At 60.9% G+C, this 13,241-nt stretch carries 16 protein-coding genes; 9 read left to right on the top strand and 7 right to left on the bottom strand.

Annotation, left to right across the window (positions count from 1 at the left end; all coding sequences use genetic code 11):
- Positions 1–34: 34 nt before the first annotated feature.
- Together OK411_RS19975 and OK411_RS19970 are read right to left on the bottom strand one after the other, a co-directional pair.
- Complete coding sequence (locus OK411_RS19975) at positions 35–2,539, bottom strand: ABC transporter permease (RefSeq protein ID WP_264365585.1); 2,505 nt, start codon at positions 2,537–2,539, stop codon at positions 35–37.
- The gene (locus tag OK411_RS19970; RefSeq protein ID WP_016770883.1) at positions 2,539–3,222 is read right to left on the bottom strand and encodes an ABC transporter ATP-binding protein; all 684 of its coding nucleotides are present in this window, start codon (positions 3,220–3,222) and stop codon (positions 2,539–2,541) included. The genes OK411_RS19975 and OK411_RS19970 overlap by 1 nt, the downstream gene beginning before the upstream one ends.
- Before the next feature lie 10 nt (positions 3,223–3,232).
- Here OK411_RS19970 and OK411_RS19965 point away from each other — a divergent pair, with 10 nt between their 5' ends.
- The 3 genes from OK411_RS19965 to OK411_RS19955 all read left to right on the top strand — a co-directional run bounded on the left by OK411_RS19965 (position 3,233) and on the right by OK411_RS19955 (position 5,356).
- A complete protein-coding gene (locus OK411_RS19965; protein ID WP_217878623.1) occupies positions 3,233–3,838 on the top strand; it encodes an arylesterase in 606 nt (201 codons plus the stop codon).
- Between the two features lie 57 nt (positions 3,839–3,895).
- On the top strand, positions 3,896–4,189 hold the full coding sequence (locus OK411_RS19960) for a hypothetical protein (RefSeq protein ID WP_016770881.1): 294 nt from the start codon (positions 3,896–3,898) through the stop codon (positions 4,187–4,189).
- Between the two features lie 195 nt (positions 4,190–4,384).
- Positions 4,385–5,356 (top strand): L,D-transpeptidase family protein, encoded by a 972-nt coding sequence (locus OK411_RS19955; protein ID WP_024013783.1) that lies wholly within the window; start codon positions 4,385–4,387, stop codon positions 5,354–5,356.
- A gap of 126 nt (positions 5,357–5,482) precedes the next feature.
- Here OK411_RS19955 and oprI read toward each other — a convergent pair whose 3' ends face one another.
- Positions 5,483–5,734, bottom strand: coding sequence for an outer membrane lipoprotei OprI (gene oprI / locus OK411_RS19950; protein WP_003183784.1), 252 nt, complete (start codon positions 5,732–5,734; stop codon positions 5,483–5,485).
- A 639-nt stretch (positions 5,735–6,373) separates the two neighbouring features.
- Between oprI and OK411_RS19945 the strand changes: the two genes are divergently transcribed.
- Positions 6,374–6,655, top strand: a complete 282-nt coding sequence (locus OK411_RS19945) for a GNAT family N-acetyltransferase (protein WP_016770879.1) — start codon at positions 6,374–6,376, stop codon at positions 6,653–6,655.
- A gap of 60 nt (positions 6,656–6,715) precedes the next feature.
- Here OK411_RS19945 and OK411_RS19940 read toward each other — a convergent pair whose 3' ends face one another.
- Complete coding sequence (locus OK411_RS19940; RefSeq protein WP_016770878.1) at positions 6,716–7,792, bottom strand: 3-deoxy-7-phosphoheptulonate synthase; 1,077 nt, start codon at positions 7,790–7,792, stop codon at positions 6,716–6,718.
- Positions 7,793–7,921: 129 nt separating this feature from the next.
- Complete coding sequence (locus OK411_RS19935) at positions 7,922–8,365, bottom strand: PilZ domain-containing protein (RefSeq protein WP_024013780.1); 444 nt, start codon at positions 8,363–8,365, stop codon at positions 7,922–7,924.
- On the opposite strand from OK411_RS19935, the gene OK411_RS19930 reads away from it, so the two are divergent.
- The 5 genes from OK411_RS19930 (at position 8,364) to cysB (ending at position 12,320) form a co-directional block, all read left to right on the top strand.
- Positions 8,364–8,750 (top strand): thioredoxin family protein, encoded by a 387-nt coding sequence (locus OK411_RS19930; RefSeq protein ID WP_051600514.1) that lies wholly within the window; start codon positions 8,364–8,366, stop codon positions 8,748–8,750. The genes OK411_RS19935 and OK411_RS19930 overlap by 2 nt on opposite strands.
- Complete coding sequence (locus OK411_RS19925; RefSeq protein WP_024013778.1) at positions 8,747–9,703, top strand: putative 2-dehydropantoate 2-reductase; 957 nt, start codon at positions 8,747–8,749, stop codon at positions 9,701–9,703. Before OK411_RS19930 ends, OK411_RS19925 begins: the two co-directional genes overlap by 4 nt.
- A 22-nt stretch (positions 9,704–9,725) precedes the next feature.
- Positions 9,726–10,631 (top strand): 5'-nucleotidase, encoded by a 906-nt coding sequence (locus tag OK411_RS19920; RefSeq protein WP_024013777.1) that lies wholly within the window; start codon positions 9,726–9,728, stop codon positions 10,629–10,631.
- A 97-nt stretch (positions 10,632–10,728) separates the two neighbouring features.
- The gene (locus OK411_RS19915; protein WP_016770874.1) at positions 10,729–11,232 is read left to right on the top strand and encodes a universal stress protein; all 504 of its coding nucleotides are present in this window, start codon (positions 10,729–10,731) and stop codon (positions 11,230–11,232) included.
- A 113-nt stretch (positions 11,233–11,345) separates the two neighbouring features.
- Positions 11,346–12,320: an HTH-type transcriptional regulator CysB gene (gene cysB, locus OK411_RS19910; RefSeq protein WP_016770873.1), complete on the top strand. Its 975-nt coding sequence runs from the start codon at positions 11,346–11,348 to the stop codon at positions 12,318–12,320.
- A 9-nt stretch (positions 12,321–12,329) separates the two neighbouring features.
- On the opposite strand, the gene OK411_RS19905 is transcribed toward cysB, so the two are convergent.
- On the bottom strand, positions 12,330–12,812 hold the full coding sequence (locus OK411_RS19905) for a GreA/GreB family elongation factor (protein WP_264365584.1): 483 nt from the start codon (positions 12,810–12,812) through the stop codon (positions 12,330–12,332).
- A 2-nt stretch (positions 12,813–12,814) separates the two neighbouring features.
- A complete protein-coding gene (locus tag OK411_RS19900) occupies positions 12,815–13,231 on the bottom strand; it encodes a hypothetical protein (protein ID WP_223631219.1) in 417 nt (138 codons plus the stop codon).
- Between the last annotated feature and the right edge of the window lie 10 nt (positions 13,232–13,241).

Raw genomic sequence — 13,241 nt, 5'->3', positions numbered from 1 at the left:
GGCGACTTCTTGTGATTAAGACCGCTTGAGTCTATCAACCCTCGCGCAACACTGTCAGCGGGCTGGCGTTCAGCGCCCGGCGAGTGCCGAACACACCGGCGCCACCAATCAGCGCGGCACCAATCAACGGCAGCACCAGCAGCCATGGATGCGGATGCCATGGCAGATCGAAGGCGAAGCGGTACAGCACCAGACTGACCACCTCCGAACCGATCGCCGCGAGCAGACCGCTGACCGCTCCCAGCAAACCGAATTCGATACGCCGCGCCTTGATCAGTAACTGCCGCTCGGCGCCCAGCGCACGCAACAGCGCACCCTGGCGGATACGTTCATCCAGCGTCGCTTGCAGGCCGGAGAACAGCACCGCCATCCCCGCAGCCAGAACAAACAACAACACATATTCCACCGCCAGGGTGACCTGAGCGAGGATGCTGCGCAGCTGTTCGAGCAAGGCTTCGACCTGCAGGATGGTCACCGCCGGGAAGGTCCGCGACAGCTCGACGATCTGCTGATCATGCCCAGGGGCCAGGTAGAAACTGGTCAGGTAGGTCGCCGGCAGATCCTTCAGAGTGCCGGGCTGAAAGATCATGAAGAAGTTCGGCTGGAAGTTGTCCCAGTTGATCTCTCGCAGGCTGGTGACCTTTGCTTCGCGATTGACCCCGCCAACGCTGAACACCATGTGATCGCCGAGTTTGAGTTTCAGGCTTTCGGCCACCTTGCCTTCCACCGAAACCCCCGGCACGTCGTCGGACGGCTGGCCGCTCCACCACGAGCCGGCGGTGAGCTTGTTGCCCGCCGGCAGATCCGCCGCCCAGGTCAGGCTCAGGTCACGCTGGATGGCGCGGTCACCGGCCGAGTCCTTGCTGACGATTTGCTGCACCGCCTCGCCATTGATGCTGATCAACCGACCCGGCACCACCGGATACAACGGCGCCGCTTGCGCCGACACCTTGATCAGGTGATCGGCGAAGGCCTGCTTGTCAGCCGGGAGGATATTCAGCGCGAAATAGTTCGGCGCGTTTTTCGGTAGCTGGTTTTGCCAGGTGTCGAGCAGTTCGCCGCGCAGCAGTGCGATCAGCGCCATCGACAACAGGATCAGACCGAACGCCAGCGACTGCCCGGCTGCCGCCAATGGATGCCGCAACAACTGGCCCAGGCCCAGACGCCATGGCAACGAGGCGCGGGCGAGCAGGCGGCGCAGGCTTTGCAGCAGCAACAACAGCAGGCCGCCCAGCACCAGCGCGGCGACCACGCCGCCGCCGAGCAGGGCGAAGGTCAGCAGCAGGTCGAGGCTCAGACGCCACATGATCAGGCCCAGCGCACCCAGCGCCGCGCCATAGACCATCCATGTGCTCGAGGGGATCGGCAGTATGTCGCGGCGCAACACCCGCAGCGGCGGCACGCGACCCAGTGCAGCCAAAGGCGGCAGGGCAAAACCGGCCAGCGCCACCAGCCCGGTGCCAATCCCGGCCATCGCCGGAAACAGCCCGCCCGGCGGTACGTCACTTGGCAGCAAATCATGCAGCAGGGCGAACAGCCCCAGTTGCGCCAGCCAGCCGAGCAGCGCGCCACTGATGGCGGCAACCAGGCCGAGCACGGTCAGTTGCAGGCTGAACAGCACCATGGTTTCCCGGCGCGACAAGCCGAGGCAGCGCAGCAAGGCACTGGCGTCGAAACGCCGACTGGCGAAACGGTTCGCCGACAATGCCACTGCTACCCCGGCCAACAACACCGCAACCAGGCTGGCCATATTCAGATAACGCTCAGCCTTGCCCAGCGCACCGCCGATTTGCCGGTTACCGTCACGGGCATCCTGGATTCGCTGGTTTGCAGCGAGGCCCGGTTTGATCAATTCACGATAGGTTTCCAGCGTCTGCGGTTCACCGCGCCACAGTTCTCGATAGCTTACCCGGCTGCCCGGTTGCACCACGCCGGTGGCGGCGAGGTCGTCAAGATTGATCAGCACCCGTGGCGTCAGGCTGTAGAAGTTGCCAGCGCGATCCGGCTCGTAGGTCAGCACGCGGGTCAGCTTCAAGGTCTTCATGCCGACGTCGATGCTGTCGCCGATCTTCAGATCCAGCGCGGTCAGCAGACGTGCCTCGACCCAGGCTTCACCGGGTTGCGGTTCGCCGCCGACTTCTTCCTGGGCAAAGGGTGCGGGCGCGCTCTTCAGCTCGCCACGCAATGGATAGGCACGGTCGACGGCTTTGATGCTCGACAGCTGAATGCCGTTGTCGGTGGCAATGACGCTGGAAAACTCCACCACTTGTGCATGATTGAGGCGCAGTTCGGTGCCGCTGCGGATTTGCTCCTCGCGGGCCGGCGAGCTGCCTTCAAGGACCAGATCGGCACCGAGAAACTCGGTAGCGCGCAGCATCATCGCGCCATTGAGGCGGGCGCCGAAATAGCCGATCGCGGTGCTCGCCGCGACGGCCACCACCAGCGCAAAGAACAACACGCGCAATTCTCCGGCGCGGGCATCGCGCATGAGCTGGCGCAGGGCAAGACTGAACAGACGCAACAGCGGCAGACGTGCCATCAAGGCTCCAGAGGGGCGACCAGCAGCCCGGCTTCAAGACGGATCAGGCGCCGGCAGCGATGGGCCAGGCGTTCGTCGTGGGTCACCAGCACCAGGGTGGTGCCGCGTTCCTTGTTCAATTCGAACAGCAAGTCGCTGATGCGCTCGCCGGTGTGGCTGTCGAGGTTGCCGGTCGGCTCGTCGGCGAACAGCACGTCCGGTTCGGCCGCGAAGGCGCGGGCGATGGCCACGCGCTGCTGTTCACCACCGGAGAGCTGGCGCGGCGAGTGGGTCAGGCGCTGGCCGAGGCCGACGCGCTGAAGCAATTGCGTGGCGCGCTCGCGGGCATCTTTGCGGCCGTCGAGCTCAAGCGGCAGCATGACGTTTTCCAGCGCATTGAGGCTGTCGAGCAACTGGAACGACTGGAAGACAAACCCGACGTGCTCGGCACGGATTCGTGCGCGCTGGTCTTCGTCGAGATTGCTCAGGCCCTGGCCGGCGAGGGTGACTTCGCCGCTGCTCGGCAGGTCGAGGCCGGCGAGCAGGCCGAGGAGGGTGGATTTGCCGGAACCGGACGCGCCGACGATGGCCAGGCTGTCGCCCTTGTTCAGTTCCAGGCTGAGTTCGTGCAGGATAGTCAGTTCACCTTCCGCGCTAGGGACCACTTTGCTGAGGTTCTTCGCGGTGAGAATGCTTGCGCCCATGGAGAATCCGATGCGTGTATGGTTTTTGAGTGCTGGCCTGGCCTTGATGTGCATGGCCCAGAACGCAGCGGCGGGTACTGTCCTGATCGTTGGCGATAGTATCAGCGCCGGTTTCGGCCTGGATACCCGTCTGGGGTGGGTGTCGCTGCTCGAGCAGCGGCTCAAACAGGAGGGTTTCGACGATAAAGTGGTCAACGCCTCGATCAGTGGCGACACCAGTGCCGGAGGCCAGGCGCGGCTGCCGGCGCTGCTTGCAGAGCATAAGCCGGAGTTGGTGATCCTCGAGCTGGGTGGCAATGACGGCCTGCGCGGGATGCCGCCAGCGCAATTGCAACAAAATCTTGCCTCGATGATCGACAGCTCGCGGCAGAGCGGCGCGAAAGTGCTGCTGCTCGGCATGCAGTTGCCACCCAATTATGGCAAGCGCTACACCGATTCGTTCGCCGAGGTTTACGGCAAGCTCGCCGAAGAGAAAAACATCCCGTTGGTGCCGTTTTTTCTCGAAGGTGTCGGTGGTCATCCGGACCTGATGCAGGCCGACGGTCTGCACCCGGCGGCCGGGGCTCAGAGCAAGTTGCTGGAAAATGTCTGGCCGACGCTAAAACCGCTCTTATGAGGCTTTTCTAGTGGCAGGCTTTCGGCTAATGTGGCGCCCCCTAATTTGGAGCCCCCGATGCCGCGTCCTGCCTGGTCCCTGTTTGCCTACCAACTGATCGAGCCTGACGAGCAGCTGGATCTGTTCGCCTGCCAGGAAGTGCGGGTGCATCTGGTGACGCGGCAGCTGGAACTCGGTGGCTCGGCCGATCGCACGCTGTGCGGCACTCTGCTGCCGGCGCAACCGCGTTGGTCGAATGTTGATCGTCGGGTGTTCCAGGATCAGCGTCTGTGCTCGCTGTGCCGGGCGATTCTTGAATCGCAGAAGCGCGGCACCTCGCCGATCTGGCCTGAGCTGCGATTCGAACTTTAAGATCAAAAGATCGCAGCCTCGTTGCACTCGTCAGCTCCTACAGGGAATGCGTTGCAAATCTAGGAGCTGACGAGTGCAACGAGGCTGCGATCTTTCAGGGCGTGACACGGTCTATCGGCGTGTCTCCCGAATCCCCAGGCCGCGGTGTACAATCGCGCCCTTATACCCTTGATGATCATGCGAAGGATTTTCCGGATGTTGCCGCGCTTTCCTGCCGTCACCCGCTGCCTGTCACTTGCCGCCCTGTGTGTGGCCGGTCCCGTTGCTGCATTGGAGCTTCCCCTGCCACCACCCGGCGAGGACATCGTCGGCCAGGTGCAGGTGATCAAAGCCAAGTACGAAGACACCTTCGCCGACCTGGGCACCACCTACGATCTGGGCTATTCGGAAATGGTTGCGGCCAACCCGGGCATCGATGCCTGGCTGCCTGGCGCCGGTACCGAGATCGTCCTGCCGACGCGCTTCATCCTGCCGCCGGGCCCGCGTGAAGGCATCGTCATCAACCTCGCCGAATACCGTCTCTATTACTACCCGAAAGGCCGCGACGTGGTGTACACCTTCCCGCTGGGTATCGGCCGCGAAGGCTGGGGCTCGCCGATCGCGCACACCTCGATCATCGCCAAGACACCGAACCCGACGTGGACGCCTCCGGCTTCGATCAAGGCCGAACACGCCGCTGACGGTGATCCGCTGCCGAATGTGGTGCCGGCCGGTCCTGATAACCCGCTGGGGCCGTTCAAGTTCACCCTCGGCACACCGGGCTACCTGATCCACGGTTCGAACAAGAAGTTCGGCATCGGCATGCGCACCAGCCACGGCTGCTTCCGCATGTTCAACAACAACGTGCTGGAAATGGCCGGCATGGTCCCGGTCGGCACCTCGGTGCGCATCATCAACGACCCGTACAAGTTCGGTCGCAGTGGCGGCAAGGTCTATCTGGAAGCGCACACGCCGCTCGACGACAAGGGCAACCCGTCGGTAGTCGACAAGCACACCGCGGTAATCAACGCGATGCTCAAGCGTGAAGACATCACCAGCAACCTGCGCATGAACTGGGATGTGGTGCGTGATGTGGTCGCCGCCGAAGACGGCCTGCCGGTAGAGATCGCCGTGCCGAATACCTCGGCGCCAATGGTGAGCAGTGCACCGATCGATCTGCAGCAATAAGAGCTGATTGAAAACCCGCCGATGCGTGCAGCGTCGGCGGGTTTTTTATTGCGCGGGGAAAAGCACCGGGCACAAAAAAGCCGACCCGGAAAACCGGATCGGCTCGATAACAATCCCGAGGGATTATTACTTGCGGCTAGCTTTTTCCAGCATGCGCAGAGCACGCTCGTTAGCTTCGTCAGCAGTCTGTTGTGCTTTTTGAGCAGCAGCCAGAGCTTCATCAGCTTTACGGTAAGCTTCGTCTGCACGAGCCTGGGAGCGAGCAGCTGCGTCTTCAGTAGCGGTCAGACGTGCTTCGGTTTCTTTCGATGCGCTGCTGCAACCGGTAGCCAGAACTGCGGCCAGAGCCAGAGCAGAGAATTTCAGAACGTTGTTCATCGTGTTCCCCTTCAAGGACTTTCAAATTAAGTGGCTGTCTCCTCACGATTGAGGAAATAGCCGGCGTACATACTACCCATTACTTGTAGTAAGTAAACTGACGTAGCGCAAGAAGCAAAAAAAATTGTAGGCGTTGATTCTTTTTCGAGCAACTTTTAACTGCGCTGTATAAAAAATATCCAGCTGCAAGCCCCGGCGTGAGCGACTCAAACGGAAAAAGTTCCCGCCCTCGTGCGCTGTTTTTGCGACTTCGGCTAAAGTCTTTCTAAATGAATTCGTCCACACTTTTGTTCAGGTTCTGCGAAGCGCTTCGCGTATCTTTGTTGATGTACAGGTGACTTTAAAAAAGGTTGCACGTCTTAAGTCTCAACATTCCGGCAATGTTCAGGCAAACGGCACGCAAAGATTGTCTTGCGGCCGAACCTGCGACCATCGATGCCAATGCACGCAAACCATCCGATGACGAGCGTACCTTGAGCATTTTCGCCAATGGTGCCTACTATTCAGCAGGTGTCAGATTGCGCGAGATCGGTGTGGCTCTTCTCAGTGTCCATCAGGCACGGGGTGGCGTAGATGTTCCTTCGCCGGAAAAACATCGGTAAGGTAGGGGTCACAATTCAAGACCCGCGAGGAGTAGTGATGAGCGAGGCGTTGTCCATCCACCATGACCAGGCTGGTCATCAATTCGAGACCACTGTGGACGGTCATCGTGCTTACCTGACCTACATGGATCTGGGCAAGCAGACCCTGGATATCTACCGCACCTTCGTGCCTAATGCCCTGCGCGGCCGTGGCATTGCCGCAGCGCTGACTGAACGCGCGCTGCAATACGCCGAAGAAATGGGCTACACGGTGATCCCGTCTTGCTCCTACGTCGAGCGCTACATGGAACGCCATCAGCGTCGCGCCGCGAAGATCTGAATCGCACACACAAAAACGCCGGACAATGTCCGGCGTTTTTTTATGCCCGTAAAACGCAGCTTACGTGCGCTGACGCTTCGGCAATACGTCCTTGAGCTTGGCGTGCATGCTGCGCAAGGTGTTTTCGGTAGCGGACCAATCGATGCAGGCATCGGTGATCGACACGCCGTATTGCAGGTCGGCGAGGTCTTTCGGAATCGCCTGGCAGCCCCAGTTCAGGTGGCTCTCAACCATCAGGCCGATGATCGACTGGTTGCCTTCGAGGATCTGGTTGGCGACGTTTTCCATCACCAGCGGTTGCAGGGCCGGGTCCTTGTTGGAGTTGGCGTGGCTGCAATCGACCATGATGTTCGGCTTGATCTTCGCCTTGTTCAGCGCCTGCTCGCACAGGGCCACGCTGACCGAATCATAGTTCGGCTTGCCATTACCGCCGCGCAGCACCACGTGACCGTAGGCGTTGCCTTTGGTGGTGACGATCGACACGCCACCTTCCTGGTTGATACCGAGGAAACGGTGCGGGCTGGACACCGACTGCAAGGCATTGATCGCCACGGTCAGGCCGCCATCGGTGCCGTTCTTGAAGCCGACGGCCGAGGACAGGCCGGAAGCCATTTCGCGGTGAGTCTGCGATTCGGTGGTACGCGCGCCGATGGCCGACCAGCTGATCAGATCCTGCAGATACTGCGGGGAGATCGGGTCGAGGGCTTCGGTCGCGGTCGGCAGGCCTTTCTCGGCCAGGTCGAGCAGCAACTGACGACCGATGTGCAGACCGTCCTGGATCTTGAACGAGTCGTCCAGATACGGATCGTTGATCAGACCTTTCCAGCCGACGGTGGTGCGCGGCTTCTCGAAATACACGCGCATGACCAGATACAGGGTGTCGGAGACTTCCTCGGCGAGCACCTTGAGGCGATCGGCGTATTCGTGGGCAGCCTTGATGTCGTGAATCGAGCACGGGCCGATCACGACGAACAGACGGTGGTCGGTGCCATCGAGAATGTTACGAATGACTTCGCGGCCCTTGGTGACGGTGCGCAGGGCGGCGTCGCTCAGGGGGATATCACGCTTGAGCTGATCGGGAGTGATCAGGGTCTCGTTAGAGGCGACGTTTAGGTCGTTGATCGGTAAATCAGCCATCGTTTACTCGTCAGGTCACGGGTGCCGGCCGCCAGCGATCCCCGCGCGGCGGAGCACAGCAGATTTAGCGCGTCGGGGGAGCCGAACCTTAGCGCGTCAGAGGCGGCTCGACAATGGGCAAACCGTGCTTTAGTCCAGCGCTGGCTGCGCAAAAGCCTTGCGCAGGTTGTCGTGGGAGAACTCTTCGGCGTGCTCCTCGACCCACTGCAGGGCCAGCGCCTGACTGTCCTGTAGATCGTCGTGGCTGTCCTGCATGCGTGAATAGCGTTCGATCTGACACACCTGCTCACCCATTCGCGCGCTGAACAGGGTCTGTTCGTCAGTGAAGGCGATTCCCACCAGATAGCCTTTTTTGCGCCGCAGACACCAGGCCACATAGCCCGGATAACAGAAGTCGGCATTCAGCGTCGGCATGCGCACTTGCAGCGCAGTGCCGTGGCGCCAGGCGCGGTGGTAATTGCAAGCGATGCCGCCGAGGCTGATAGTGTGCAGCTGTTGTCTGGAAATGCATTCAGGCTTGAGTAACGTCAATTCAACCGGCACTTCGTCCGGATGAGGAATGAAACGTCCCATGAGCACAGACTCCCTGTGTCGGCCATCTGACATTGTTTCCCCCAGTATAGTGGTCGAATCCGAGCTGACCGACTTCGACGCCGACCAGCGGCTGCTGGCGATGCGCGGGGTTTCTCTGGTGATCTTCACCAGCGTCGGCTGTGCCAGTTGTCGTTATGCCCGCGAGGTGTTGCCGGGATTGCCGCTGGCGATCGATCGGCTGTGCTGGATCGACGCCGGCAACAACGGCGGCCTGGTCGAGCGTTATCAGGTGTTTCATTTGCCGGCGCTGTTCGTAGTGCGCGACGGCGAGTTCTTTGGCGCAGTGCACAGCCGTCTGACGGTTGCCGAGGTCAATCAGGCAGTGGCGCAGGCGCTGGGTCGAATTGCAGAGGAGTTGCCATGAGCGAGACAGTCAGCAAACCGGTGGTGGGGATTATCGGCACCGGTGCAATTGGCGGGTTCTACGGGGTGATGCTGGCGCGTGCCGGTTTCGACGTGCATTTCTTGTTGCGCAGCGAATTTTCCGCCGTGGCTGAGAGCGGTTTGCAGATCAACAGTGCGGTGCACGGGCCGTTGACGCTGAATCCGGCCAATGCCTATTCCGCTGCCGAAGACATGCCGCCCTGTGACTGGCTGCTGGTCGGCACCAAGACCACCAGTAATGCCGGTCTGGCCCCGGCGATCATTCAGGCCGCCAAACCTGACGCAAAAGTGCTGTTGCTGCAGAACGGTCTGGATGTCGAAGACAGCCTGCGACCACTGTTGCCGGATTCGCTGCATCTGCTCGGTGGTCTGTGCCTGATCTGCGTGCACCGCGAAGGGCCGGGGCAGATTACCCATCAGGCCCTTGGCGCGGTGAATGTCGGTTATCACAGCGGCTCGGCCATTGATGAAGTAGCGCGCATGGCGATCGTCGAAGAGGGCGCCGGACTGTTCCGTGCCGCCGGCATCGACTCGCAGGCGATGGCCAACCTGCATCAGGCGCGCTGGCAGAAACTGGTGTGGAATATTCCCTATAACGGACTTTCGGTATTGCTCGGCGCGGGAACCGAAGCGCTGATGGCTGATGCTGACAGCCGCCTGTCGATTCAGGCGTTGATGGCGGAAGTGGTTCAGGGTGCCAAGGCCTGTGGTTACGAAATCCCGCCCGGCTATGCCGAGTACCTGTTCACCATGACGGAAAAAATGCCCGATTACTGGCCGAGCATGTACCACGACTTTGCACACAAACGCCCGCTGGAGCTGGAGGCGATCTACGCCCGGCCACTGGCGGCGGCGAACGCGGGGGGCTGCGAGTTGCCACGCATCGAGGCGTTGTATCGCCATTTGGGGTTTATCGACCGACGCAATACCTGAGTCGGTTGTTCTGGGGGAAGGCATGGCCAATAACATCGATGACAAACTGGTGCTGGCGATTTCCTCGCGCGCCTTGTTCGACCTGAGCGAAAGCCACAAGGTCTACCTGTCGAGCGGCGTCGAAGCCTATCGGCAATATCAGATCGAGCACGAAGACGAAATCCTCGCGCCGGGCGATGCGTTCCCGCTGGTGGAAAAACTCCTGAGCCTGAACAGCCGTCTCGGCCGCGCGCGGGTCGAGGTGATTCTGGTTTCCCGCAACAGCGCCGACACCGGTCTGCGCGTGTTCAATTCGATTCATCATTACGGCCTGGCGATTTCTCGTGCGGCGTTCGTCGGCGGGCGCAGTCCGTATCCGTATCTGAAAGCGTTTGGCTGCGACCTGTTTCTCTCGACCCACGCCGAAGACGTGCGTGCCGCGCTGGACGCCGGGTTCGCTGCGGCAACGATCCTGTCCGGTGGCGCGAGCCGTGCGGCCAGTGATGAATTGCGTATCGCCTTTGACGGTGACGCGGTGATCTTTTCCGACGAGTCCGAGCGCGTCTATCAGTCCGGCGGCCTTGAAGCGTTTCAGGCCAAGGAACGCGAATCGGCGCGCGAGCCATTGCGTGGTGGGCCGTTCAAGGGCTTTCTGGCAGCGCTCAATCTGTTGCAGCGCGAGTTTCCCGATGACGATTGCCCGATCCGCACGGCGCTGGTGACCGCGCGTTCGGCGCCGGCCCATGAGCGAGTGATTCGCACCTTGCGGGAATGGGATATCCGCCTCGATGAGTCGCTGTTTCTCGGTGGCCTGACCAAATCGGCGTTCCTCGAAGCCTTCGCCGCTGACGTGTTCTTCGATGACCAGACCGGTCATTGCGAGCTGGCTCGCGAAGTGGTCGCCACCGGCCACGTGCCCCACGGCATCAGCAACGAACCGCCGATCTAGAGCCTTTTTATTCAGGACGTTGCGTCGCACGTCGTACTCGCCAAGGCACTGCTAAGCTGAATCAATCTCCGCCATCGTTGGCTCGCGAGGAGGTCCCATGATTCGCTCAATGCTGTATGCCACCGACCTCGGTCTGTACGCACCGTTCGTGATGCAGCATGCCCTGGCCTTGGCGCGCACCTTCAATGCCGATCTGTATGTAGTACACGCGGTGGAACCCATGGGCCTGTTTGCCGAGTCGGTGCTGCAAAGCTATCTCGACGAACAGGCATTGAACGAATTCCATAGTCAGGGTCTGAAAACAGTCATCGCCAATATCGAACAGCGGGTGCTCGACAGCTTTCGTGAAGAACTGGGGGACGACGGCGAACAGGATCTGCAGCGCATACGCGCGGTGCGCGTGCTGCAGGGCGACCCGTCGCAGGTGATTCTCGACCAGGTGCACAAGCTCTCGGTCGATCTGCTGATCGTCGGCAGTCACAGCCATGGCGTCGGCGCGGAAACGCCGTTGGGGCGCACGGCGGCGCGGGTCCTGCAGTTGGCCAAGGTGCCGGTCTATCTGGTGCCGCTGATGGAACGCCGGCGGCGTGAGGATCGCTGAAGCAGGAATAATGGCGTTTTGATAAAAAAGTTCTAGATTTATTCTTCGAACCATTAATATAGTTATATACCGTCGCTGATGCCCGTGGCGTCTACCTGCTTTGAGGGATTGATATGAAGCTTCAACAACTGCGCTACATCTGGGAAGTGGCGCACCACGACCTCAACGTTTCCGCTACCGCTCAAAGCCTGTACACCTCGCAACCGGGCATCAGTAAGCAGATCCGCCTGCTGGAAGACGAGCTGGGCGTCGAAGTCTTCGCCCGCAGCGGCAAGCACCTGACCCGCGTTACCCCGGCCGGCGAGCGCATCATCACCACCGCTGGCGAGATCCTGCGCAAAGTCGAAAGCATCAAGCAGATTGCCCAGGAATTCTCCAACGAGAAGAAGGGCACCCTGTCGATCGCCACCACCCACACCCAGGCGCGTTATGCGCTGCCGCCGGTGATCAGCAATTTCATCAAGCAATACCCGGACGTGGCCCTGCACATGCATCAGGGCTCGCCGATGCAGATCGCCGAAATGGCCGCTGACGGCACCGTCGATTTCGCCATTGCCACTGAAGCGCTGGAGCTGTTCGGTGATCTGGTGATGATGCCGTGCTACCGCTGGAACCGCTGCGTGGTCGTACCCCATGGCCACCCGCTGACCAAGCTGCCGAAGCTGACCCTCGAAGCGCTGGCCGAATATCCGATCGTCACTTACGTGTTCGGTTTCACCGGCCGTTCCAAGCTCGACGAAGCCTTCAGCCATCGTGGCCTGACGCCGAAAGTGGTGTTCACTGCTGCTGACGCCGACGTGATCAAAACCTACGTGCGCCTGGGCCTGGGCGTAGGCATCGTGGCTAAAATGGCGGTCGATACCAAACTCGATAACGACCTGGTGGTACTGGATGCCAGCGAGCTGTTCGAGTCGAGCATCACCAAGATCGGTTTCCGTCGTGGCACCTTCCTGCGTGGCTTCATGTGCGACTTCATCGAGAAATTCGCCCCGCACCTGACCCGCGAAGTCATGGCCAAGGCCATTCAGTGCCACAACAAGCAAGAGCTCGAAGAGCTGTTCGACGGCGTCGAACTGCCCGTTCACTAAGCACCCGCTTCAGAGCACCTCGGTGACAGCAAACTGTTGCCGGGTACCCGCCACCAGAATCTCCACCTCATCGCCCGCGAACTTGCCCAGCAGGCTTTTGCCCAGCGGCGAGCGCGGGGTGATGACGGTAACCGGCTGACCCACCACGTCGACTTTCAGCCCCGCCGCATCCGGCGCCAGAAACAGCCATTGCTCGCGACCCTTTTCGTCCTCCAGACCGAGCAGGGCGCCGACTTCAATGCCGCGATTTTCGTCGTAGGCACGCAACGTCAGGTTCTGACACAGCACCAGTGACTGACGGATTTCCTCAACCCGCTTCGCCTGACCCGCCGCCAGATACGACGCCTCCAGCCCCAGCGTGTCGTACTTGTTTTCGGCGATGTTTTCTTCGTGGGTCGCGGTTTCGTAAGCGGTTTGCGCGGCGCGCTCGGCGATGTCGAGGTCGATGCGCAGCTTGTCGAGAATCAACTGGTGGACGCTGTGTTTGTTCATGATCAATCGCAGAATTGCAAAACGTTGGCGCGGCTCTTTTCGGTCGGCGCGGTCTGGTCCTGCTGCAGCCAGAACTGGCATTTCGGATTGGACGCGTTACGCGAATTGGCGCGCGCCTGATCCAGTCGGGCCTGCTGTTCATTCTTGCGCAGGTTTTCTTCGTACTGTTGGAACAGCGGACTTTGCGGCGGAATGTCCGGCTGAACCTGCACGGGCGCCACAGATGGGGGATTGACGCGCTGCTGCACCGCTTGCGCGACAGGGGCCAGTTGCTCGGGGAAGATAAAGCGCGAAAGCAGCCAGCAGGTCAGCGCAATCGCCAGGAACCCCAGCCACAGGCCCAGCGCAATGCTGCCGGTCAGATGCAGCGCGCTAAGCTGAACAGGCAAGGGACGACGGGGATTGGGACGGTAGGGCATGGCGGCCTCC

Origin of the sequence: Pseudomonas sp. RG1, from assembly GCF_025910115.1 — a bacterium.
Taxonomy (GTDB): Bacteria; Pseudomonadota; Gammaproteobacteria; order Pseudomonadales; family Pseudomonadaceae; genus Aquipseudomonas; species Aquipseudomonas atacamensis.
This window is presented reverse-complemented; position numbering and strand designations above follow the sequence as displayed.